At 68.7% G+C, this 20,558-nt stretch carries 25 protein-coding genes and 1 pseudogene; 11 read left to right on the top strand and 15 right to left on the bottom strand.

The genetic code is table 11. From position 1 onward, the window contains the following. Positions 1–3 precede the first annotated feature (3 nt). Positions 4–747, top strand: a complete 744-nt coding sequence (locus BN984_RS07370; protein ID WP_008091235.1) for a DNA polymerase sliding clamp — start codon at positions 4–6, stop codon at positions 745–747. 66 nt (positions 748–813) lie between these two features. On the opposite strand, the gene BN984_RS07365 is transcribed toward BN984_RS07370, so the two are convergent. The 3 genes from BN984_RS07365 to BN984_RS07355 form a co-directional block, all read right to left on the bottom strand. Beyond that, positions 814–2,580: a histidine kinase N-terminal 7TM domain-containing protein gene (locus BN984_RS07365; protein ID WP_008091234.1), complete on the bottom strand. Its 1,767-nt coding sequence runs from the start codon at positions 2,578–2,580 to the stop codon at positions 814–816. Positions 2,581–2,674: 94 nt separating this feature from the next. Beyond that, positions 2,675–4,033 carry an MFS transporter gene (locus BN984_RS07360; RefSeq protein WP_008091233.1) on the bottom strand — a complete coding sequence of 453 codons (1,359 nt, stop codon included), beginning with the start codon at positions 4,031–4,033 and terminating at the stop codon, positions 2,675–2,677. 95 nt (positions 4,034–4,128) lie between these two features. Further along, positions 4,129–4,722 (bottom strand): DUF7474 family protein, encoded by a 594-nt coding sequence (locus BN984_RS07355; RefSeq protein WP_004973869.1) that lies wholly within the window; start codon positions 4,720–4,722, stop codon positions 4,129–4,131. A 150-nt stretch (positions 4,723–4,872) separates the two neighbouring features. On the opposite strand from BN984_RS07355, the gene BN984_RS07350 reads away from it, so the two are divergent. Then, positions 4,873–5,973, top strand: a complete 1,101-nt coding sequence (locus BN984_RS07350; protein WP_008091232.1) for a DNA primase eukaryotic-type large subunit — start codon at positions 4,873–4,875, stop codon at positions 5,971–5,973. 99 nt (positions 5,974–6,072) lie between these two features. Here the strand turns inward: BN984_RS07350 and BN984_RS07345 are convergent, their stop codons facing one another. Then, positions 6,073–6,276, bottom strand: coding sequence for a DUF7472 family protein (locus tag BN984_RS07345; protein WP_004973872.1), 204 nt, complete (start codon positions 6,274–6,276; stop codon positions 6,073–6,075). 219 nt (positions 6,277–6,495) lie between these two features. Between BN984_RS07345 and BN984_RS07340 the strand changes: the two genes are divergently transcribed. Continuing rightward, entirely contained in the window at positions 6,496–7,143 is a 648-nt protein-coding gene (locus tag BN984_RS07340; protein WP_049968592.1) for an SWIM zinc finger family protein, read from the top strand. A gap of 36 nt (positions 7,144–7,179) precedes the next feature. Here BN984_RS07340 and hjc read toward each other — a convergent pair whose 3' ends face one another. Both hjc and BN984_RS07330 read right to left on the bottom strand, forming a co-directional pair. After that, positions 7,180–7,602: a Holliday junction resolvase Hjc gene (hjc, locus tag BN984_RS07335; protein ID WP_004973874.1), complete on the bottom strand. Its 423-nt coding sequence runs from the start codon at positions 7,600–7,602 to the stop codon at positions 7,180–7,182. A gap of 71 nt (positions 7,603–7,673) precedes the next feature. Then, positions 7,674–8,326, bottom strand: a pseudogene (locus BN984_RS07330) (TrmB family transcriptional regulator). 121 nt (positions 8,327–8,447) lie between these two features. On the opposite strand from BN984_RS07330, the gene BN984_RS07325 reads away from it, so the two are divergent. Together BN984_RS07325 and BN984_RS07320 are read left to right on the top strand one after the other, a co-directional pair. Then, complete coding sequence (locus tag BN984_RS07325) at positions 8,448–8,780, top strand: DMT family transporter (protein ID WP_008091226.1); 333 nt, start codon at positions 8,448–8,450, stop codon at positions 8,778–8,780. A 59-nt stretch (positions 8,781–8,839) separates the two neighbouring features. Further along, on the top strand, positions 8,840–9,529 hold the full coding sequence (locus BN984_RS07320; RefSeq protein ID WP_049967951.1) for a hypothetical protein: 690 nt from the start codon (positions 8,840–8,842) through the stop codon (positions 9,527–9,529). Between the two features lie 40 nt (positions 9,530–9,569). Here the strand turns inward: BN984_RS07320 and BN984_RS07315 are convergent, their stop codons facing one another. After that, on the bottom strand, positions 9,570–10,856 hold the full coding sequence (locus BN984_RS07315; RefSeq protein WP_008091222.1) for an adenosylhomocysteinase: 1,287 nt from the start codon (positions 10,854–10,856) through the stop codon (positions 9,570–9,572). Positions 10,857–10,954: 98 nt separating this feature from the next. On the opposite strand from BN984_RS07315, the gene BN984_RS07310 reads away from it, so the two are divergent. After that, positions 10,955–11,266: a helix-turn-helix domain-containing protein gene (locus BN984_RS07310; RefSeq protein WP_004973886.1), complete on the top strand. Its 312-nt coding sequence runs from the start codon at positions 10,955–10,957 to the stop codon at positions 11,264–11,266. A gap of 43 nt (positions 11,267–11,309) precedes the next feature. On the opposite strand, the gene BN984_RS07305 is transcribed toward BN984_RS07310, so the two are convergent. Then, positions 11,310–12,596, bottom strand: a complete 1,287-nt coding sequence (locus tag BN984_RS07305) for an amidohydrolase (RefSeq protein WP_049967950.1) — start codon at positions 12,594–12,596, stop codon at positions 11,310–11,312. Between the two features lie 163 nt (positions 12,597–12,759). Between BN984_RS07305 and BN984_RS07300 the strand changes: the two genes are divergently transcribed. Further along, positions 12,760–13,107 carry a DUF7471 family protein gene (locus tag BN984_RS07300; protein ID WP_008091217.1) on the top strand — a complete coding sequence of 116 codons (348 nt, stop codon included), beginning with the start codon at positions 12,760–12,762 and terminating at the stop codon, positions 13,105–13,107. After that, positions 13,104–13,616 carry a winged helix-turn-helix transcriptional regulator gene (locus BN984_RS07295; protein WP_004045277.1) on the top strand — a complete coding sequence of 171 codons (513 nt, stop codon included), beginning with the start codon at positions 13,104–13,106 and terminating at the stop codon, positions 13,614–13,616. The genes BN984_RS07300 and BN984_RS07295 overlap by 4 nt, the downstream gene beginning before the upstream one ends. A 24-nt stretch (positions 13,617–13,640) precedes the next feature. Here the strand turns inward: BN984_RS07295 and BN984_RS07290 are convergent, their stop codons facing one another. Then, entirely contained in the window at positions 13,641–14,741 is a 1,101-nt protein-coding gene (locus BN984_RS07290) for a hypothetical protein (protein WP_049967949.1), read from the bottom strand. A 77-nt stretch (positions 14,742–14,818) separates the two neighbouring features. Here BN984_RS07290 and hisG point away from each other — a divergent pair, with 77 nt between their 5' ends. Beyond that, positions 14,819–15,664 carry an ATP phosphoribosyltransferase gene (gene hisG, locus BN984_RS07285; protein ID WP_004045274.1) on the top strand — a complete coding sequence of 282 codons (846 nt, stop codon included), beginning with the start codon at positions 14,819–14,821 and terminating at the stop codon, positions 15,662–15,664. Positions 15,665–15,685: 21 nt separating this feature from the next. On the opposite strand, the gene BN984_RS07280 is transcribed toward hisG, so the two are convergent. The 4 genes from BN984_RS07280 to BN984_RS07265 all read right to left on the bottom strand — a co-directional run bounded on the left by BN984_RS07280 (position 15,686) and on the right by BN984_RS07265 (position 18,074). Continuing rightward, positions 15,686–16,654 carry a CPBP family intramembrane glutamic endopeptidase gene (locus tag BN984_RS07280; protein ID WP_049967948.1) on the bottom strand — a complete coding sequence of 323 codons (969 nt, stop codon included), beginning with the start codon at positions 16,652–16,654 and terminating at the stop codon, positions 15,686–15,688. 21 nt (positions 16,655–16,675) lie between these two features. Then, positions 16,676–17,053, bottom strand: coding sequence for a DUF7473 family protein (locus tag BN984_RS07275; protein ID WP_004973890.1), 378 nt, complete (start codon positions 17,051–17,053; stop codon positions 16,676–16,678). 81 nt (positions 17,054–17,134) lie between these two features. Beyond that, positions 17,135–17,704, bottom strand: coding sequence for a TATA-box-binding protein (locus BN984_RS07270; protein ID WP_049967947.1), 570 nt, complete (start codon positions 17,702–17,704; stop codon positions 17,135–17,137). A 58-nt stretch (positions 17,705–17,762) separates the two neighbouring features. Beyond that, positions 17,763–18,074, bottom strand: a complete 312-nt coding sequence (locus tag BN984_RS07265; protein WP_049967946.1) for a DUF5658 family protein — start codon at positions 18,072–18,074, stop codon at positions 17,763–17,765. Positions 18,075–18,232: 158 nt separating this feature from the next. On the opposite strand from BN984_RS07265, the gene BN984_RS07260 reads away from it, so the two are divergent. After that, a complete protein-coding gene (locus BN984_RS07260) occupies positions 18,233–19,189 on the top strand; it encodes a methyltransferase domain-containing protein (protein ID WP_008091201.1) in 957 nt (318 codons plus the stop codon). A gap of 122 nt (positions 19,190–19,311) precedes the next feature. Next, positions 19,312–19,521, top strand: coding sequence for a hypothetical protein (locus BN984_RS07255; protein ID WP_049967945.1), 210 nt, complete (start codon positions 19,312–19,314; stop codon positions 19,519–19,521). An 18-nt stretch (positions 19,522–19,539) separates the two neighbouring features. On the opposite strand, the gene BN984_RS07250 is transcribed toward BN984_RS07255, so the two are convergent. Further along, positions 19,540–19,998: a hypothetical protein gene (locus BN984_RS07250; RefSeq protein ID WP_008091197.1), complete on the bottom strand. Its 459-nt coding sequence runs from the start codon at positions 19,996–19,998 to the stop codon at positions 19,540–19,542. 110 nt (positions 19,999–20,108) lie between these two features. Then, a complete protein-coding gene (locus BN984_RS07245; RefSeq protein ID WP_008091195.1) occupies positions 20,109–20,531 on the bottom strand; it encodes a hypothetical protein in 423 nt (140 codons plus the stop codon). Between the last annotated feature and the right edge of the window lie 27 nt (positions 20,532–20,558).

Raw genomic sequence — 20,558 nt, 5'->3', positions numbered from 1 at the left:
CATATGTTCAAGGCCATCGTGAGCGCCGCGACGCTCCGGGACGCGCTCGACTCCGTGAGCGTCCTCGTCGACGAGTGTAAGATTCGACTCAACGAGGAGAGTCTCTCCATCCGCGCCGTCGACCCCGCGAACGTCGGCATGGTGGACCTCACGCTCGACGCGGCGGCGTTCGAATCCTACGAAGCCGACGGCGGCGTCATCGGCGTCAACCTCTCTCGCCTCGAAGAGGTCGCCGGGATGGCGGGCTCGGGCGACCTCATCCACCTCACGCTCGACGAGGAGACGCGCAAGCTCAACATCCGCATCGACGGGCTGTCGTACACGCTCGCGCTCATCGACCCCGACTCGATTCGCCAGGAACCCGACATCCCGGACCTCGACCTCGCCGCGGACATCGTCCTCGAAGGGACGCACCTCGACCGCGGTATCAAGGCGGCCGACATGGTCTCCGACCACATCCGCCTCCGCGTCGACGCCGCGGAAGAGACGTTCCACATCGAGGCAGAAGGCGACACCGACGACGTGGATCTGTCGCTTCCCCCGGCGGACCTCATCAGCATCGAGGCCGGCGCGGCCGACTCACTGTTCTCGCTGGACTACCTGAAGGACATGAACAAGGCGATTCCGACCGACGCCGAGGTCACCGTCGAACTCGGCGAGGAGTTCCCGGTCAAGCTTCACTACCAGATTGCAGAAGGGATGGGCACCATCACGTACATGCTCGCCCCGCGCATCCAGAGCGACTGAGCGGACGTTTCGGCCACCGCGTCGTTCACCGACCACCCGAGCCGTCCCACTCGTTTCTGTCGATTCTCACCCGCCAGCGGCGGCGTCGTCCGCCTCGTCACGACACCAGTACGGCAGTCGAACCGTCGCCGTCGTGCCGGTGTCGCCGCGGCCCGCTGACTCGTCGGTCGCGTCTCCGGCTCCGCCGTCCGTCTCGTCTCGCCCGCCCCGAACGTCGAAAGTGAGGTCGCCGCCGAGCGCGTCGACCGTCCACCGGACCGCCCAGAGACCGAGGCCGCTGCCGTGTTGGAGCGGCGACTCGCCGCCGGTCTCGACCACGGAGCGCTCGTAGTCGGGGACGCCCGGGCCGTCGTCTTCGACGACGAGGACGAGGTCGGCGTCGGCGGCCCGGATCGACACGGAGACGGTCGGGTCGTCGCCGCCGTGTTCGAGCGCGTTCTCGACGAGTTCGCGGACGAGGAGCTTCGCCGCCGATTCGCTCCCGGAGACCGGCAGCGACTCGGGGGCGTCCACGTCGACCGAGCCGGCGTCGAACTCCGCGCGGACCTCGGCGACGCAGGTTCGGACCGTCGCGGCGACGTCGAAGCGGCTGCCGCCGTCGATGCCGGCCATGACCCGCTCGACGGTCCGGGCTTTCTCGCCGAGCGAGAGGAGCTTGTTCGACCGCGCTCGTATCGTGTCGGTGGGGTCGCGCTGGTCCGCCGGGAGCCGCTCTGCGAGCATGTCGGCGTAGCCGATGACGACCGTCATGTCGTTTCTGAGGTTGTGCCGGAGGACGCGGTTGAGGACTTCGAGGCGCTGGCGGCGGCGGACCCGCCCCGTCACGTCGGAGACGGTGACGGTCCGGCCGAGCCGGCGGCCGTGCTGGTCCGTCACCGGCGAGAGCGTCACCTCGTAGGTCCGGCGGCGGCGGTCGACCGTCACGTCCACGAGCTGTCGGTCCTCGTCGAGGTCGACGCCCGGAAGCACCGACGACAGCGGGTCGAACGCCGACGCCGGGTCGAGGTCGAGGAGCGACGAGGCGGTCTCGTTGGCGTCGACCACGCGGTGCTCGCGGTCGAGGACGAGAATGCCGACGGCCACGTCGTCGATGGCGGCGCGACGGCCGAGCCGACCGGTCGCCGGCGAGAGCCCGAACAGCTGGAACCGGTAGAGCGCGTGGCCGAACGTCGCGCCCGTCACCGCGAGGGCGATGGGCGTGAAGTTCACCATCTGAAGCGGGCCGATGCCGAAGGTGTGGGCGACGTGGGCGACCGTCGGCGCGGTCGAGCCGATGGCGAGGGTGACCGCCTGCTCGCGGTAGTGCGAGAGCCGTTCGACCAGCATCTCGATGATGAGGACGAGCCCGGAGCCGATGATGACGTAGCCGTACACCGCGTGGAGGTAGTACCAGAGGTTCGGGTCGAACCGCACCGTGGCCGCGCCGAACACCGGGTCGATGTGGTAGTTCGTCCACAGCAGGCCGTGACTCGGATTCGTCGCGAGCGCGACGACGGTGATAGCCGGGAACACGAGGAGGCCGGCGATGAGCCGCCGCGAGAGGAGTTCACCGCGGCCGGTGTACGAAAGTGAGAAGGCGAACCACGCGGGCGCGATGACGGCCTGTGCGACGTCGATGGGGAGTTGGAACCAAAACCGCAGCGCGGGGTCGAACACCGTGAGCGCGACGCCGTAGGAACCGGCCCAGAGCGCCGCCGAAAACAGGAGGACCGACAGCGACTTCGAACCGGGTTCGGTGCCCTCGCGCCAGGCGACGGCCGCGATGGAGACGGAGACGAGCGCCGCGACGAGGCAGAGGACGACCAGCGGCGAGACGGCGGCGACCGAAGGCACGGATAAACCTCAGACTCGGCGCTCGTAACACTTGCGGGCCGCGGCGAAATTCGAGCGGCGGTTTCCCCGTATCGCGGCCGCGACACTCAGGCACTCAGGGCGCTTCCGCCCGCGGCCGGCGCGCGACGGACGCGAGGACGTAGACCACGGGCACGATGAGCGCGGCCCCGACGACGAACGGCGACCAGTACGCGAGGACGTACAGCGCCGCCATCGACGGCGGGCCGAGCGTCCGGCCGAGGCTTCCCGCGCCCTGCGTGACCCCGAAGGCGTTGCCCTGCTGGTCGGCCGACGCCGACGTGGAGACGAGCGTCGACAGCGAGACGTTCAACATCCCGTTGCCGAACGACAGGAGCGCCCCGACGAGGAGGAGCGCCACGAGTTCGCGGGTGAGCCACGGCGGGCCGCCGACCGCGGGGAGCACCGCCCCGATGTCGGGCGAAAAGGGGAGCAACGCGAGCGAGATCAGGAGTCCGACCGCGCCGACGACCGCCAGTTTCGCCTCCGAGTACCGCCGGGCGAGTCGGCCGACGACGACCCCTTGATTCAGCGTGCCGAGCAGGCCGATGTAGGTCAGAAACAGCGCCGTCTCGGTCTCGCCGTAGCCGTACACGTCGGCCGCGAAGGGGATGAACATGACCTGAATCCCCGAGAAGGCGACCGAGACGACGAAAAAGGAGACGACGAGTCCCCGGAGGTCGTCGTCGGCGAGGGCGGTGCGGAACTGCGAGACGAGCGTCGTCGCGGGCGTGCCGGCCGGCGCGCGGGTGCGCTCGGGTTCGCGCAGGAAGACGAACGCGAAGCCGAGGCTAACGAGGCTCAACGCCGCCGCGGTGAAACTCGGCAGCGAGAACCGCGTCGCGGGCACGAACGACGGGAGCAGGTCGCGGGCGGTGGTGACGACCGGTTCGGAGGCCATCAGACCGCCGAGAGCCGGCCCGAAGATGAACCCGAGGCTGAACGACGCGCCGACGAGGCCGAGCGCGCCGGCCCGCCGCGCCGGGGGCGTGATGTCGGCGATGTACGCCTGCGCGGTGGCGATGTTGCCGCCCATCGCCCCCGCAAGCATCCGCGAGGCGAACAGCGTCGCCACCGCGAGCGTCGTGCCGAACAGCAGGCCGATTTCGCCGGCGACGCCGAAGACCGTCCACGCGAGGACGCTCCCGACGAGCGACAGCATGATGACCGGCCGGCGGCCCCGCTGGTCGGAGATGCGGCCGAGGACGGGCGCGAAGAGGAACTGCATGAGCGAGTACGACGCCGCCAAGAACCCGATGTACACGTCGCTGACGCCGAAGCTTCGGACGTAGAACGGGAGGATGGGAATGACGACGCCGAACCCGAGAAGGTCGATGAAGACGACGGCGATGACGACCGCGAGGGCGCGTCGCGTTCCCCGCGACTCCTCGGGGAACTCGGCGTCGGAAGAGACGGCGGACTCGGGGGCACTCACGACACCACAAACGCGCGAGAAACGCCTAACGGTTACGCCGGGTTAGCGGGAGAATCGAAGGGAACGTTGTGTCGAAGGGCGAACTGGGTCGGCGCTCAGGAACGGTATCTGTCGATGACGCGCTTGGCCGAGACGGCCTTTTCCTTCCAGCCGTAGCCCGCGTCGTAGACGTGGCGCTTCTTCTCGACGAGTTCGGCGGGCGTCGCCTCCTCGAAGCCGCCGCGGTCCCACGCGCCGGTGTCGCGGAGCCAGTTGACGACGTTTTCGCGCGTCTCGGGCCACGACAGGCCGACCATCTCGTACCACGCGATCATGGCGAAGACGGCGTTGTCGTGACAGCCGGGGACGCTCCCGTACTGGTGGAGCGTCCGCATCGGTTCCCGGGTCGGCTCGGACACCTCCTCTCTGAACTCCTCGGCGGTGAGAAGGCGGAGGACGCCCGAGTTCGCTTCCGACACCCGCTCGTCGCGCTTGAGTCGTCGGAGCGCGGCCTGCTGGAGCGGCCCCCACTCGCCCGGCGCTTCGCGGCGAAGCGTCTCCTCGTCGCACGGGCCGCCAGCGAGGACCGAGACGATGTCGACGTAGGCGCGCTCGACTTCGACCCACGGGGTCCCCTCGAAGCGGCAGTCGGCGTCGTGGAGACTGGTGGTGGCGCGGCAGTCCGGACACGGGTAGTCGAAGTGCGGCACGTGAGAGCCTGAGGAAGTGGTCGGTAATAGGTTGTGTGATGCGCCGTCGCCGGCGACACCCCGCCACGGGACTCGACTGCACGGCCCGCGCCCGCCACCACCGAATCCGTCGCGTTTATCGGTGGGCACCCGGAACGTGGCGGTATGCGGATGCGCCCGCTCCACGCCCGATACCCGTTCTTCGCCGCGGCCAGAGAGGCGGTCGAATCGGCCGACGTCGCCATCGCGACGCTCGTCGCCGAGGACGCCCCGGCCGTCGAGCGTGGCGTCGAGCGCGTCGAACGCGCCCTCATGGAGGGCACCGTCGAGCCCGACCCCGACGAGGCCTACGGGTGGGACACCCAGACGGAACTGCTTTCGTACCCCATCTCCCGCATCATCGTCTCGCTCGTCGAGACGCCCGCGGCGGTGGACAAGTACGCCCGCGCCGAGGCCGACACGGCCTACGAGCGCATGCTCGCCGACTTCGACGCCGGCGACGACGACGTCCACGGCGAGGCCCGCGCGAGCCTCGACGACTTCCTCCGCGAGTTCGACCTCGACGGCGCGGTGCGGGCCGGGTCGAACCGGAATCGGAACAGCCGACGCGCGCCCGACCACTACTGGGTCGACGTGGGACCGTACCTCACCTACTCCGACACCGACTGGGGCGCGGACTGGCGGCTCGTCAACCGCTCGCTGGCCGACGGCGCGGTCCGCGTCACCCGCGAGGAGCTCTCGGAACTGCTCCGCGAGGCGGTCCGCCGCCGGGTCGCAGAGGGGCTTCCCTTCGCCGTCCGCGGCAGCGACGCGGGCGACCGACTCGCCGACGCGCTCAAACCCCACGTCGAGCGCCTGCGGAACCTGCTTTCGGACCGCGGCGCGGTCAACGTCGTCTACGTCGACTCGGTCGACCCGGACCACTTCCCGCCCTGCGTCGGGGCGCTGTTGGCGCGGGCGCAGGACGGCGAGGACCTCCCGAACGAGGCGGCGTTCGCGCTCGCGGCGTTCCTCGTCGGCGTCGGCCTCGAACCCGAGGAAGTCGGTGGCGTCGTCGGCGACGCGAACGCCGAGGAACTCGAAAAGCGGGCGACGGTCCTCGCGGACTCGAGCGGGTCGCAGTACGCGCCACCGACCTGCGAGACGATGCAGGCGTACGACCTCTGTGTGAACCGCGACGACCGCTGTGACACCATCAAGCACCCGATGAAGTACTTCGAGACGGCGACGAACGACGCGGACGCGGTCGCCGCGGACGAAGCCGCCGACTGACGGAGTCCGTGCTGACGACGTACCCAACCCACGAGCGCCGCGGCTGCGCGTCGAGCGCTGGCGTGGCGACGACCGGGTCGCCGAAACCGACCGAGAGGATTAGGAAGAACGCGACAGCCAGACGCCGATACCAGCCATCACGAGCACGAACGCCGTGATGGCGCCGACGAGTGCGAACCCGCCGGTGGAGATGAGTCCACTCTGGTTGTAGGTCGCACCGATGCCGACGATGAGGGCGATGAACACCCCGACCGCGACGATGGAGACGGCAATCTTCCGCCGCATCTCCGCTTCGATAGCCATGCGACGACGTATCCGCGGCCGTTCTAAAAGGTCTTCGATGGGCGGATGTCCGACGAGAGCCACTCACGCGCCCGATTTTCCACGTGAAACGAGGGTTTAGGTCGTTCGAGAACCTATACACAGGTGACGGAAACTGACCCCGAACAGCCGCTGGTAGGGTCGGAATCCCGCACCACCATGACGCACATCGCACACACACCCGCGTCGACTCGCCGCCCGGTGCGCCGCAAGACCACGCTCCCGTCCGACGGACTGGCCGGTCGCGCCCGCCGCGCCCGCGTCGAACCGATGGCCGTCCGACCGCTCCGCGACGGTCGCTACGTCGTCGAGACCGACGGCGGCACCTACGTCGTCGACGTGGAAGCCCGCACCTGCACCTGCCCCGACAACGCCATCCGACACGCCCGCTGTAAGCACCTCCGCCGGGTCGCCATCGAAATCACCCGTGGCGAGGTCCCGCCGCCGGGGCGCCGGAGCGCCACCTGCGCCGTCTGCGGCGACGAGACGTTCGTCCCGGTGGACGCGACGGGGCCCCAACTCTGCCGCGACCACGAACACCGCGCCGGCGACCTCGTCCGCGACCGCGAGAGCGGCGGTCTCCTCGTCGTCACGCGGGCGCTCGGCACCCGAGCCGACGAGACGCCGACCGAGACGGGGAAACTCGTCGCCGCGTTCGAGAGCAACCGCGACTACGGCGACCACGAACCGACCTTCGAGGCCGTCTACCTCGACTCGCTGCCGGTGAACGCCGGCCTCTCGGACCTCGGCGGACTGCACGCCTATCGGTTCCCCGCCTCGCGGCTCAGTCGCGTCGAGCGCGGGTTCGTCGGCGCTCGCACGCTCGGTGAGCGACTCGCTCGGGCGTGAGCGAACGCGGAGGGTGAAGAGACTCGGGGCGCGACCTCAGTCGTCGCCGAGTTTGGTCTGTGTCGGCCCGCCGGTAAAGGACTCGAAGTCCTCGCCCTCCGCCAGCGCCGTCTCCTTTTTGACGCGGTAGTTCCCGCCGTCGGTCACGTAGAGGTCGCCGGGATGGAAGAAGTACCAGTCCTCGCGATCGAATCGGACGGCGATTCGGGCCTTCGCGCCGAAGTTCTGCGAGAAGTAGATGAGCGCTTCGACCTCCTCGCCGTCGAGGTAGATAGGGCGACCGCTGGAGGCCTTCGCCTCGATGGCGTAGAACACCTCGCCGTTGCCCGCGAGCACGTCGGGGAGTTCTCGCGTCGTCGCGCTCCCGGAGGCGGGCGCGCGCATGACCGCGAACCCGGCCTCGTCGAGACGGTTGACGAGTTCGCGCTCGCGTCGGTCTCCCTTTCTGTTCGAAGACATGGTCGGGAGTCGGCCGCGGGCGGTGATAAATGGGGCGAACGTCGTCCGAGAGCGCCACCGGAACGCCGGCGTCACTCGAAAAGCGGGACGGCGTCGGGCCACAGCGCTCGGAACTGGCGAGCGAACTCGTCGACGACTGCCGCGTCCGTCACCACGACGACGCCGAGGCGGTCGGCGGCGGACTGTGGGTGCGGAATGTCGACCGACGCGACCGTCCCGTCGACGACGTCGAACGAGACCGGCAGGCTTGGCAGGCACCGGACTCGAACCGTCTGCGGCTTCGACGCCACGAGTTCCCGAAACTCGTCGGGGAGCGAGTCGAGCACGGGGTCGCTGAGGAGCAGCGACACGTCGAGGTCGTCGCGAGCGCCCTCGAAGAACGCGTCGAACTCCGTGCGGAGCGTCTCCCACGAGGCCCGCTCGTACGGCGGGCCGACCGCGGCCGAGACGGACTCGGTCGCCGCCCGCACGTGCTCGTGCATCGCCGTCCGCATCTCGTCGCCGCCGAGGCGGCCGGGTCGACGGCGACGTATCGCGTCGGCTGGGTCGACTGCGCTCGGACCAACCGGCGCGCCCGAAGCCCGTTGAGCACGTCGTAAACCCGGCCGTTCGGGACGCCGCTCGCGTCCGAGACGGTCGCGGCTGTCGCGGCACCCGTGACGAGGAGCGTCCGGTACGCCTTCTCCTCGTAGTTCGACAGGCCGAGTTCCCCGAGTTCGGTCATGGGCGGGGCTCTCTCGCCCACACGTTAGTAGTTTGATATTTCTCGTTCGGCGGCGAGCAACGGAGCGCAAGTGGTGGGCGATTGCAGAACGCTCATTGGGGTCGTGTCGTGACCAACAGGCATGAACCCGTACGCGTTACTCGCCGGCGCAATCGCGTCGGAGCTGGTCGGAACGACCGCGCTCAAACTGTCCGCGGGCTTTTCCAAGCCCCTCCCGAGCCTCGGCGTGGTGGTCGGCTACGGACTCGCGTTCTACCTCGTCTCGCTGACGCTCGAAGAACTCCCCATCGGCGTGGTGTACGGGACGTGGGCCGCGCTGGGCATCGTCGGCGTCGCGGCCATCGGCGTCGTCGTGTTCGACGAACCGGTCGACTTGACTGGCGTCGTCGGCCTGCTTCTCATCCTCGCGGGCGTCTACTGCGTCAACGTCCTCTCGGGGATGGCCGCGCACTGAAGCCGGCGTCGAAGGAGACGCGCCACCAGAGCTATCCATCGGCTGACGGATACTGTCGTATGAACCGCGAGAACCGGCGCGCCGTCGTCCTCCTCGTTCTCGGGGTCGCCCTCCTCGCGAACCCGCTGTACCTCTATCCCGACGGCGTCTCCTCCGAGAAGACGTACACCTACGAGGCGTCGGCGGTGGACTACCTCCCGCACACCGCAGACGCGTTCTACCGGGTCAAATCGTGCGGGTGGAACCCCCTCCAGTCGGCCGAGTGCGCAAGCATCATCGACATGGCCCGCGGCGACCCGGTCGAACTCGAGTTGGACCCGGACCGCGACGTCCATCCCGAGTTCTGGTCGTTCGACTACGTCCGGACCGACGGCCGCTACTTCGAACCGAACGCGACCCTCGACGGGCGCACTCTCACGCTCTCGCTCCACCCGGTGTCGACCGAGACGGTGAGACGAAATCTCTCGGAGGACCTCGACGAGTCGCCGCGGTACGTCCGCGACGCCGTCCGAAACGGTAGTAGCACGGTGAGTGGGTCGGAGCTGTACGAGACGGAGACGCACTACGTCGAGTCCGAGGGGCGGTACTACGTCGTCGAGCCGGTCGAAAGCGAACGCGTCCCGACCGGCTGGGGGTGGAAAACGCCGTCCGACGCGGCTATCGAGGCGATGCGGCTCGCGGCGTGGATAGGCGGCGTCGCGTGCGTCTGGCGGGCCGGCGAGTGGACCGAGCGCGGTCGAGAACAGTAGAAAAACGGTCAGCGCGCGGGGTGTGGGGGAGCGAGTCGGATTACGTTCCGTGGGCCCAGCTACCCATGTACTCGCGCTGCTCGTCGGTCATCGAGTCGAACTCGATGCCCTCGGCTTCGAGCTTGATTTCGGCGACTTCGCGGTCCAGTTCGTCGGGCACGTCGTGGACACCCGCGTCGTAGGCGTCGCCGTTCTCGACGAGTTCGCGGACGACGACGGCCTGCACGCCGAACGACTGGTCCATGACCTCGACCGGGTGACCGAGCGCGATGGGCGACGCGAGGTTGACGAGGCGGCCCTCGGCGAGGACGTTCAGCCGGCGGCCGTCTTCGAGTTCGTAGGCGTCGACGCCGTCGCGGGCCTCGTACTCGTCGACCGCGAGGTCCGACAGCGCGTCGAGGTCGATTTCGATGTCGAAGTGACCGGCGTTCGCGAGGAGGACGCCGTCTTTCATGTTCTCGAAGTCCTCGCGGGTGATGACGTCGCGGTTGCCGGTGGTCGTGATGAACACGTCGCCGACCTTCGCGGCCTCCTCCATCGGCATCACGTCGTAGCCCTCCATGTGGGCTTCGAGCGCGCGGCGGGGGTCGACCTCGGTGACGATGACGTTCGCGTTCTGGCCGGACGCCTTCTTGGCGACGCCCTTGCCGCAGTAGCCGTAGCCGCCGACGACGACGTTCTTGCCGGCGTACGAGAGGTTCGTCGTCATGGCGATGGTCGCCAGCGACGACTCGCCCGTGCCGTGGACGTTGTCGAACAGGCGCTTCATCGGCGTGTCGTTGACGGCGAAGACGGGGTAGTTCAGTTCGCCGTCCTCGTCCATCGCGCGGAGTCGGTGGACGCCGGTCGTGGTCTCTTCGGCCCCGCCGACGATGGTCTCGATGAGTTCGGGGTACTCCTCGTGGATGGTGAAGACCATGTCCATGCCGTCGTCGACCGTGACGGTCGGTTCGTGGGCGATGACGGCGTCGATGGCCGCGTAGTAGCCCTCCTCGTCGACGCCGCGGACGGCGTAGGAGGTGATGTCGTCGTTGGCGTCGAGTGCCGCCGACACGTCGTCGTGGGTCGAAAGCGGATTGCAGCCGGTGATGGCGACTTCCGCGCCGCCGAGCGCCAGCAGTTCGACGAGGTTCGCCGTCTTCGCCTCGACGTGCATCGCCATGCCGACGACCTCGCCGTCGAGCGGCTGTTCCGACTCGAACTGCTCGCGGAGCTCCTGCAGGATGGGCATGTGCTGGAGCGCCCAGTCCATCTTGCGTCGTCCCTCGGTCCGGGCGGCCTCGACGTCGTCGAGGTGCTCGGAGACGGGAGCGTAGTGTTCGCTCATACCCGTGGGTTCGGAGAGGGGTCCGAAAACCCTACCGAAGGCGGTCGCCGCCCCCGAATCTACAAGTGTCAACGGGGAGATTGTATCGCCGAGGGCCGATGCTCGTCATAGATAACGGCAAGACGGTCGCCGAGCAGGAGCTGTTCGCCCTGATGAGCGCCCCCGCGGTTCCCGACCTCTTGCGCGTCGCCGACGAGCCGCTGACGGTCAAGGAGCTGAGCTGTCGGGCCGACGTGCCGCTGTCGACCGCCTACCGGGAGGTCAAGCGGCTCCACGAGGCGTCGCTGTTCGAGAAATCAATCATGGTCGACCACAGCGACGGCCGACACGTCGCGCAGTACCACCGGACGTTCGAGCGCATGGAGGTCAGCGTGACCGACGACGGACTGCGCATCGAGTTGGCCGGGTAGCGAGGTCGGAGGGCGGTGCGGCGGCGGACCGGACGGCGGCGATTCAGACGCGCTCGCGGAGCGACGCGACCGCCTCGCTGGCGCGGGCCATCACGGCGTCCTCGTCGAGCGTCAGCACCTCGCGGTCCCGCATCAGCACCCGGCCGTCGCAGACCGTGTGGCGAACGTCGGAGCCGCGGGCGGCGTACGCGAGGTGACTCACGAGGTCGTTGGCGGGCGTGAGGTGCGGTGCGTCGAGGTCGACGACGGCGAGGTCGGCCGCGCCGCCGACTTCGAGCGCGCCGCCGGGGAGGTCGATGGCGTCGGCCGAGCCGGCGGTCGCCATCCGCACCACGTCGCCGGCGGCGACGGCGCTCGCGTCGTCGGCGGCGAGTTTCCCGAGCATCGCGGCGTCGCGCATCTCGTCGAACATGTCGAGGTCGTTGTTCGAGGCCGCGCCGTCGGTTCCGAGACCAACCGTGACGCCCGCGTCGAGCAGTTTCTGGACGGGAGCCATGCCGGAGGCAAGTTTCATGTTCGACGCCGGGCAGTGGACGACGCCGGTGCCCGCGTCGGCGAGGAGGTCGATTTCCGCGTCGTCGACGTGGACGCCGTGGGCGAGGAAGTCGTCGGCGGTGAGCATGCCGAGTTCCTTCGCGTACGACAGCGGGCGCTCGCCGCGCTCGTCGACGATGGGGTCGACCTCGTCTGTCGTCTCGTTGGCGTGGTAGTGGACCGGGATGTCCTCGGCGTGCGCGTCGGCGACGAACTCGCGAAGGTAGTCCTCCGCGACCGTCGTCAGCGAGTGCGGCATCGCGGCGGTCCGAATCCGGCCGTCGGCCGCGCCGTCGAACTCGCGGGCCACGTCGAGGCTCTCGTCGATGTCGGCCCGCGCGTCCTCGTCGTCTTTCCCGAGCGTGACGACGCCATGGCCGAGGCGGGCGCGGAGGCCGGCCTCGTCGACCGCGGCGGCGACCTCGGGGACGTGGAAGTACATGTCCGCGAACGCGGTGGTCCCCGACTTAATCATCTCCACGAGGCCGAGTTCCGCGCCGACGCGCACGTCCTCGGGCGTGAGCGCGGCCTCGGCGGGCCAGATGTCCTCGCGGAGCCACGCGTCGAGCGGCTTGTCGTCGGCGTAGCCGCGCAGGAGCGTCATCGCCACGTGACAGTGAGCATTCACCAGACCGGGCGTGACGAGACAGCCCTCGGCGTCGAGCGTCTCGTCGGCGTCGAGGTCCGCGCCGATGTCGAGGATAGTCCCCTCGTCTCGGTCCACGAGTACGTCCGCGTCCTCGACCGTCGCGTCGGGGCGGAGCACCTGTCCGCCCGCGATTCGGAGCGTGTTCATGTCGCTCGTTCGGGCCGGCGGGGTGGTGAATCCACCGTCTCGCGGCCGCGAGAGGCGACCGTCGGTTTCGCCGGTGAGCGGCCCGAATACCGGCGGTAGTCCGATTCCCGAAAATCGAGAACGAGCACGCCCCCTTAGGTTCGGACCCCCAGTATGAGGGGATATGGAGCCCCCGTGGAACCTCGCGCTCGTTCCGGGGCACGTCCAAGCGGGCAGTCCGTGGATGACCGCGGTTGTCGTCCTCGCGGGAGTCTCGTCGGTGACGCTGGCCGCACTCGGCGTCGCCGTCTTCCTCCGGCGACGGACGCGGTCGCACCTGCTCGTCGCGCTGGCGCTCTTGGCGTTTGCGTCGCGGGCGGCCGTCGCGGCGCTGACGCTCGGCGGCGTCCTCTCCGAGTTCGACCACCACGTGGTCGAACACCTCTTGGACCTCGTGATGGCCGGACTCGTCCTCGCGGCCATCTACTACGCCCGGAGCATCGAGCGCGAGGCGGGGGTCAACGACCCATGAGTGAGACACGAACCCGCGTCGCCGACCACATCAAGCACAATCCGGGAGTCCACTTCAACGAGCTCGTTCGCGCGCTCGACCTCGCTCCCGGCCAGGTACAACACCACGTCCGCAGACTGCTCTCCGACGAGACGGTTCGACGCTCCGAGTTCTACGGGCGGACGCACTACTTCCCGCCGGAGTTCGACGCGTGGGAGCGCGGCGCGCTCGCGCTCGTCCGCCGGGAGACCGCCCGAGACATCCTCGGCCACCTCCTCGAACACGGCGACGCCCGCCCCGACGACGTGGCCGACGACATCGGCGTCGCCCGCAGCACGCTGGAGTGGCACCTCGACCACCTCGTCGAGCGCGACGTAGTCCGCAAGGAACGCGACCTGCACAACCGCGTGACGCTCGTCCTCACCCACCCCGAGCGGACGACCCGGCTCTTAGACGACGTGTCGCCGTCGCTTCCAGAACGGTTCGTCGACCGGTTCGACCGCCTGCTCGACCACCTCGTCGAAGGATAACTTCGGGTCCGCGGAGCGGCGTCTCTACGCCCCCGCCTCGCCCGCGCCGGAGCCGTCTCGGAGTCGCTCGATGCGCGACGCCAGCGACGGCTCGAACGAGAGGCGCGACCCCGCGCGGCCGGTGTCAGCCTCGTCCGCGGTCGCGTCGAGCGCGTCGGCGACGACCGCGCGGCCGACCCGTTCTGCCGCCGCCTCGTCAGCCCGGTAGATGAGCCGTTTGCTCGCGTACTCGCCGGTCACGAGTAGTATCACGCCGACACCGGCGAAGGCCAAGAACGACAGGGCGAACCCGAACGGCGACCGACCGACACCCCAGACGACGAGTCCGGCGACCGCAGTCACGGTGAACAGTCGGAGTTCGTAGACGAACCGGCCGAGACGCGCGGCATCGAGCGCCAAGAGCGCCGCGACCGTCTCGTCGTCGTAGCGGTCGAGAAGCGAGTCGGTGAGAAAGAGCGTCCGCCGACCGACCGGCCCGCGGGTGAGGTGGTCCGAGCGGTGACCGCCGCCGTCGAGGAGTCGAATCCGAGCGACCGAGAGACCGGCGCGGTCGCACAGGCGGTCGAGTCGCTCGCGCGTCGTGTCGTCGGGAACCGTCGTCGTCTGCGAGACGCCGACGAGCGGTGTCGAAAAGACGTATGCGGCCGTTCCGAGGGCGAAAAGCGTGAGTATGCCGTTAGTCTCCGCGTACCGAAGTTCGGCCTGAACAACGGTCACCACGCAGAAGACGAGCGCCGCGATGACGAGGTGATAGCGGAACATCTTCGCGGCGGCCGTCCCCGCGCCCATATCGACGCCCCGCACGCGCCTCGCCACGGGAAACGCGCCCAAGTACGAGACGGTCGCCACGACTGCGGCACCGACGGCGATGAGCGCCCAGCCGAGAACCGTCCACGGCCAGTCGGCCGGGAGACCGGCGGCGGTGAGGACCGCCCGGTCCGCGTTCGTCCACCAGACGACGCCGACGAACAGGACGGCGGCGTAGAGCCAGTTGCTTCGCACTCGCTGTCTGAACCGCTGGACAGACGCGTCTCGGCGTTCGAGGCGGCCGGCGCTGAGGCGCGACCAGCCGGCACCGAGGAGGGAGACGCCGACGAGCGCGCCGGCGAAGGTGACGGGAGCCATAGGTGACACTTCGTAGACGTGTCAAAAACCGTTCCGGCTTGCGAAAGTCAATTACCTCCGGGACGTGACGGAGAGGTATGCGAATCGCCGTGCCCAACAAGGGCCGCCTGCACGAACCGACGATAGAACTTCTGGAGCGTGCGGGGCTGCACCTCGACAACGGTGCCGAGCGCAAACTCTACGCCGGGACCGTCGACCCCGACGTGACCGTGCTGTTCGCCCGCGCCGCCGACATCCCCGAGTACGTCCGCGACGGGGCCGCCGAGGTCGGCATCACGGGACTCGACCAGGTCCGCGAGTCGGGCCACGAACTCGAAGACCTGCTCGATTTGGAGTACGGGAAGTGTCGGCTCGTCCTCGCCGCGCCCGAGGACGGCGACATCGAGACCGTCGCGGACGTGTCGGGCAAGGTCGTCGCCACCGAGTTCCCGCACATCGCGCGGACCTACTTCGAGGAGGAGGGCATCGACGCCGAGGTCGTCGAGGTCACGGGCGCGACCGAACTGACGCCGCACGTCGAGATGGCCGACGCCATCATCGATATCACCTCGACCGGGACGACCCTCCGGGTGAACCGCCTCGCAGTCATCGACGAGGTGCTGTCGTCGTCGGTCCGGCTGTTCGCCCGCCCCGACGTGGTCGACGACCCGAAGGTCCAGCAGTTGCTCATGGCGCTCGAATCCGTCCGCTCCGCGGAGGGCAAGCGCTATCTGATGATGAACGCGCCGCGCGAGAAACTCGACGAGGTGAAGGAGGTCATCCCCGGCCTCGGCGGCCCGACCGTGATGGACGTCGCCGGCGACTCGACGGTCGCCGTCCACGCCGTCGTGAACGAACGCGACGTGTTCGAGGTCGTCAGCGACCTGAAGAACGTCGGCGCGAGCGGCATCCTCGTCACCGAAATCGAGCGGTTAGTCGAGTAATCGACGCGCCCGTCGCGCCCGTTATTCCTTCCAGCGCAGGTCCGGCACCGTGACCGACGGCTCGAACCCGAGTTCGCCGCGGCGCGCCCGGACGTAGGCCGCGATACAGACCGCGCCGAGCAGTATCGCGCCGACGCCGAGCAGGCCGGCCTCTGGGCCGAACGCGCCGCCGGTGACGAGGTTCGGCCCTTGCTCAGTCGTCTCGACGAGCGACGTGCCGAAGTCGAGGCCGCTGACCGCGAAGCCGAAGACGCCGCCCTGGACGAAGTTCCACGAGATGTGGATGCCCGTCGGGATGGCGAGGTCGCCGGTGAGCGCGTAGCCGAGGCCGAGCATGACGCCCGCGAGCGTGATGCTGGTCGTGCTGGCGAACCCGGCGTTCGGGTTCGTGTAGTGGGCGACGCCGAACACCGCCGACGAAACCGCGAGGCCGCCGGCGACCGCCGCGTCCGGGCCGAATCGCCAGCGGAGGCCCTCGGCGACATCGGTGAGGACGACGCCCCGAAGCAGGAGTTCCTCGGCGATGCCGACGACGACGAAGAACGCGAGGAGCGAGCCGACGCCGAGCAGTCGGTCGACGCCGAGCGGGACGGAGGAGACCGCAATCCAGTCCGCCGCGACGCCGACGACGAAGACGGCGGTCATCAACCCCGTTCCGAGCGCGAGGCCGAACGCGAGGTCGACCGCCCACTCGCGGTCGAACCGGAGACCGAGGTCCGTGACGGTCCGCCGGTCGACGTACCGCGCGACGACGAGGGCGGCGAGACCGCTCGCCCCGACAGAGACGAGCGAGACGACGAGCGCGACGAGTCGACTGGATTCGGCGAGAGCGCCGAGGGCGGCCGAGAGCGAGAGGGCGACCACGAGCGAGACGAGGACGAAGACGACGGGCGTCGCGAGCAGTCGAAACGGGGCTCGCGGCCGGCGTTCCATGTCGTTCCAGAGGAGACGGCGGGGAGACACGACGGGAGATTCAGCGGCCGCGGGCAAGAAAGTACGGCGAGCGCGACCTCAGATGGGCGCGCTCGTCAGGATGACGGTGAGACCGAACAGGACGAGGCCGAGGAGCACCGAGACGACGAAGTGGATGGTCACCACGTACGCCGACAGGCGGTTCGACCGGCCGTAGAGGTACTTGACGAAGCCGAAGTCGAGCCCGATTGCGAGCGCGAGCGCGACGAAGGAGTTCCAGCCGAAGGTGGTGAAGACGACGGCGATGGCCGCGGGAACCGGTCCGACGGCGAACGCCTTCTTGAGTTCCACGTCGCCGAGGACGTTCCGCGCGGCGATGTGGGCGGTGAGAGAAAGGAACAGCGCGAACAGCGCGAACGTTCCGGCGACGGCCGTGACCGGCGCACCGGCGGCCGTCTGCAAGGTGAGCGCGTCCATACCGGTCCGAGGGACGCGACTGACTTAGGTTCGGTCGATTCGGGTCCCGGTTACGCGGCGCGGTCGCGGGACTCGGAGAGGTTAGAACGACCCGTTCAGGAGACCGAGTTCGGAGAGGCGCGAGATGATGACGTCGACCGCCGCTTCGGCGTCTTCCGGCTTCTTCCCACCCGTGATGACGAGCTTGCCCGACCCGAAGAGAAGCGCGACGACGCTCGGTTCGTCGAGGCGATAGACGAGTCCAGGGAACTGTTCGGGCTCGTACTCGATGTTTTCGAGACCGAGGCCGATGGCGATGGCGTTGAGGTTCAGGTTCTCGCCGAGGTCCGCGCTCGTGACGATGTTCTGGACGGTGATTTCGGGATCGTCGTCGACCGGTATCTGAAGCTCGCGGAGCTTGTCGAAGACGATTTCGAGGCTCTCGTGCACGTCGGCGGTCGACTTCGCGCCGGTGCAGACGATTTTTCCGGACCGGAAGATGAGCGCCGCGGACTTCGGATCTTGGGTGCGGTAGACGAGTCCCGGGAACTGCTCGGGGTCGTAGTCGGCGCCCTCGAGGTCCATCGCCACGCTCTGGAGGTCGAGCTCTTGGCCGATTCCCGTGGAGGCGACGACGTTTTCGATGTTGATTGTGTCCTTGGGGTCGGTCATACAACGATTTAAGTCACGTATTTAAGGTTTAAAAAGATTGGTGCAAGGAATTGACAGCTTACGCGCGGCGACGAATAATCCGGACGTTCCGAACGGTGACGACCGCACCGAGAAGTGTCAAGGAAATGGGAACTGCGAGCCGTGCGACGGCCGGTCTGAGCACCCAGTAGGCGGCGAAGAACAGGGCGACGGAGACGAGTTTTAACACCGCGAACGAGCCGGGTCCGGGGTCGCCGCCCGAGATGAGTCGCACGACTGGATTTCCTTCCTGGACGCCGGCCATCCTGACACCGAGGACGGTCGTGACGTAGTCGCCGAGGCCGTAGACGAGCGCCGCCGCGCCCCAGAGGATGGCGTCGAGAGAGGCCATGCGGGAGGATTCGGAGCGGCCAGTATAAGTCTCGCCGTCGCCGGATTGTCACGTTCGGCGGCGTCGCCATCGGTCGGAGTGCGCGTCACCGCGCTCGCGGGTGCGACGACGACCGATACCCTCATTTCCGCGGCCCGTCAGGTCCGAGCGTGTACGGATTGGAACTCGCCGGCGAGGAGGACGCCTTCGCCGCCCGCGAGGCCGAGTCGGCCGCGACGGGCGTGACGGTCGTCGCCCCCGGCCTCGCCACCGCCCGCGGCGTCGAACCGGAGCGCGCGAGGCGACTCGCCTACACCCGGCGCGTCGTCGAACTGGTCGGTCGCTGCGACCCCGACATCGACGCCGCGCGCGCCGTCGTCGCGGCCGCGAACATCGACCGCGAAGGAACCGTCGCCGTCCGCGCCCGCGACGTGCGAGGACTGACGGGCATCAGCACGACCGACGCCGAGCGCGAACTCGGGTCGGCGCTCGTCGACCGCGGCTTCGGCGTCGATTTGGACGACCCCGACCACGTGCTTCGGGTCTACTTCTCCGAGGACACCTGTCTCGTCGGCTGGACCACCGTCGAGACCGTCCGCGACTTCGCCGACCGGAAACCGACCGACCGACCGTTCTTCCAGCCGGGGAGCATGGCCCCCGTGGACGCCCGCGCCTTCGTCAACATGGCCGGCGCGGAGCCCGACGCCCGGATTCTGGACCCGATGTGCGGCACCGGCGGCGTCCTCCTCGAAGCGGGCCTCGTCGGCGCCGACGTGGTCGGCGTCGACGCCCAAGCGAAGATGGTCGGCGGCGCGCGTGAGAACCTGCGCCACTACGTCGGCGACGGCGACGTGGTCCGCGGCGACGCCACCGCGCTCCCCCTCCGCGACGACTCGATGGACGGCGCGGTGTTCGACGCCCCCTACGGCCGGCAGTCGAAAATCGCGCGCCACTCGCTTTCGGACCTCGTCGGCGGGGCGCTGGCGGAGGTCCGCCGGGTCGCCCCCGAGTGCGTGATGGTCGCCGACCGGTCGTGGACCGAGGAAGCGGAAGACGCCGGCTGGGAGGTCGAACGGGTGTTCGAACGGCGAGTTCACCGGTCGCTGGTGCGGTACGTGCATCTGCTCCATCGGTAGTCGGAATCGACGGCGGTGCCGGTGGTCGCAGGTCGCGGCCACAACCGCGGTCGTAGTCGCGGTCGACGACCCACTATTCAATCGCGCGACAGGACTATCGTCCGGCGCGTCGAAGCGAAGGCATGTCGCGCACGGTTCGAGAAACCCTCGCCGAGGCGTACGACCCCGACCCGCGAGCGATGGCTATCGTCGCGATGGGGTCGTCGTTCCTGCTGGTGTCGCTCCTGTCGAACCCGGACGTGTCGAACCCGTCCTACCTGTTCGGTCTCGTGGTGGCGGTCCTCTCGCTCGTCGTGTCGGTCGCGATGCTCGCCGTCGAGACGCTCCGGTAGTCGAGGCGACCGAGGCCGCTACAGCTCTTCCTTCTGGAGCGTGAGGTCGCCGTCCGAGCCGACACGCAACATCACGAACTCGTAGTCCTGAATCCGTTCGTCGTACGCCACCTCGCCGTCGACGAGGAGTGTCACGTCGCAGGTCTCGGCGTCGGTCTGTCGGGTGAGCGTCTCCGTCTCGCCCGGCGAGAGTTCCACGTCGTCCTCGCGGCACGCGGGCTTCAACACGACCTCGCCGGAGAAGCCGCCGCTGACCCGCACGCGAACGAGTTCCGACCCTTCGCAGAACTGCGGCCACCCGCACTCGTCCGTGGTGGTCGCGGCCTGCCCGGACTCGGTCGTCTCCGGGTTGGCGGTGGTCGTCGTTGCAGTCTTCGTCTCGGTCTTCGTTTCAGACGATGACTCGTCTGAGCCACCGACACACCCGGAGAGGAGGGCGAGCGAGCCGAGAGACGCGAGGACACCTCTGCGCTGCATAGATTGTCAAATAGTTGTTGTGTTAAGTGTCTTGTGTGGGGTGCGGTCCGGTCTGCCCGATGAGACCGGCGCGTCCGATTCCGTCGGCGTCGAGGTGCGGGAACGCGGACTCAGAAACTCGGCGACCCGGTGCGCTTGCCCCGTCGATACAAGTAGTACGACAGAAGCGGCACCGAGACGACGAACAGGGGCGAGAACACGCCCCCGACGAAGTGGATCAGTCCCGCGCCGACCCAGAGCCAACTCGGTCGCCACGACACACCCGACCCCCGTACTGCGTGCAGGTCGATACCGAGCAAAATCGTGACCAAGAGACCGACGAGAACGCCGATGAGGTCCACGATAACTACGATAGCGAAGAAACTGAGCATCATCGCTTCGGACCCGAGTCGGCCGAGAGGCACGAATCCCCAGGTAGCCAGGAACATGAGTGCGCCAAGCAGGACCGAAATCGGGAACAGGGCGACGCCGTACCACCACGGCGACGGCGTCCGTGCGGAGGGTTGGGACGGTTCGTGGACTGTGGAGGACATGCCGCCCGCAACACCGTCTGCGTGTTA

This window comes from Haloferax prahovense, assembly GCF_000723845.1.
Lineage (GTDB): Archaea > Halobacteriota > Halobacteria > Halobacteriales > Haloferacaceae > Haloferax > Haloferax prahovense.
Note: the sequence above shows the minus strand (reverse complement) of the source record. Positions and strands in the feature narration are given on the sequence as shown.

Coding starts and splice junctions, on each gene's coding strand:
- BN984_RS07370 (WP_008091235.1), top strand. CDS start 4: ATGTTCAAGGCCATCGTGAGCGCCGCGACGCTCCGGGACGCGCTCGAC.
- BN984_RS07350 (WP_008091232.1), top strand. CDS start 4,873: ATGCGCCCGCTCCACGCCCGATACCCGTTCTTCGCCGCGGCCAGAGAG.
- BN984_RS07345 (WP_004973872.1), bottom strand. CDS start 6,276: ATGGCTATCGAAGCGGAGATGCGGCGGAAGATTGCCGTCTCCATCGTC.
- hjc (WP_004973874.1), bottom strand. CDS start 7,602: ATGTCTTCGAACAGAAAGGGAGACCGACGCGAGCGCGAACTCGTCAAC.
- BN984_RS07325 (WP_008091226.1), top strand. CDS start 8,448: ATGAACCCGTACGCGTTACTCGCCGGCGCAATCGCGTCGGAGCTGGTC.
- BN984_RS07320 (WP_049967951.1), top strand. CDS start 8,840: ATGAACCGCGAGAACCGGCGCGCCGTCGTCCTCCTCGTTCTCGGGGTC.
- BN984_RS07315 (WP_008091222.1), bottom strand. CDS start 10,856: ATGAGCGAACACTACGCTCCCGTCTCCGAGCACCTCGACGACGTCGAG.
- BN984_RS07310 (WP_004973886.1), top strand. CDS start 10,955: ATGCTCGTCATAGATAACGGCAAGACGGTCGCCGAGCAGGAGCTGTTC.
- BN984_RS07305 (WP_049967950.1), bottom strand. CDS start 12,596: ATGAACACGCTCCGAATCGCGGGCGGACAGGTGCTCCGCCCCGACGCG.
- BN984_RS07300 (WP_008091217.1), top strand. CDS start 12,760: ATGGAGCCCCCGTGGAACCTCGCGCTCGTTCCGGGGCACGTCCAAGCG.
- BN984_RS07295 (WP_004045277.1), top strand. CDS start 13,104: ATGAGTGAGACACGAACCCGCGTCGCCGACCACATCAAGCACAATCCG.
- BN984_RS07290 (WP_049967949.1), bottom strand. CDS start 14,741: ATGGCTCCCGTCACCTTCGCCGGCGCGCTCGTCGGCGTCTCCCTCCTC.
- hisG (WP_004045274.1), top strand. CDS start 14,819: ATGCGAATCGCCGTGCCCAACAAGGGCCGCCTGCACGAACCGACGATA.
- BN984_RS07275 (WP_004973890.1), bottom strand. CDS start 17,053: ATGGACGCGCTCACCTTGCAGACGGCCGCCGGTGCGCCGGTCACGGCC.
- BN984_RS07270 (WP_049967947.1), bottom strand. CDS start 17,704: ATGACCGACCCCAAGGACACAATCAACATCGAAAACGTCGTCGCCTCC.
- BN984_RS07265 (WP_049967946.1), bottom strand. CDS start 18,074: ATGGCCTCTCTCGACGCCATCCTCTGGGGCGCGGCGGCGCTCGTCTAC.
- BN984_RS07255 (WP_049967945.1), top strand. CDS start 19,312: ATGTCGCGCACGGTTCGAGAAACCCTCGCCGAGGCGTACGACCCCGAC.
- BN984_RS07250 (WP_008091197.1), bottom strand. CDS start 19,998: ATGCAGCGCAGAGGTGTCCTCGCGTCTCTCGGCTCGCTCGCCCTCCTC.
- BN984_RS07245 (WP_008091195.1), bottom strand. CDS start 20,531: ATGTCCTCCACAGTCCACGAACCGTCCCAACCCTCCGCACGGACGCCG.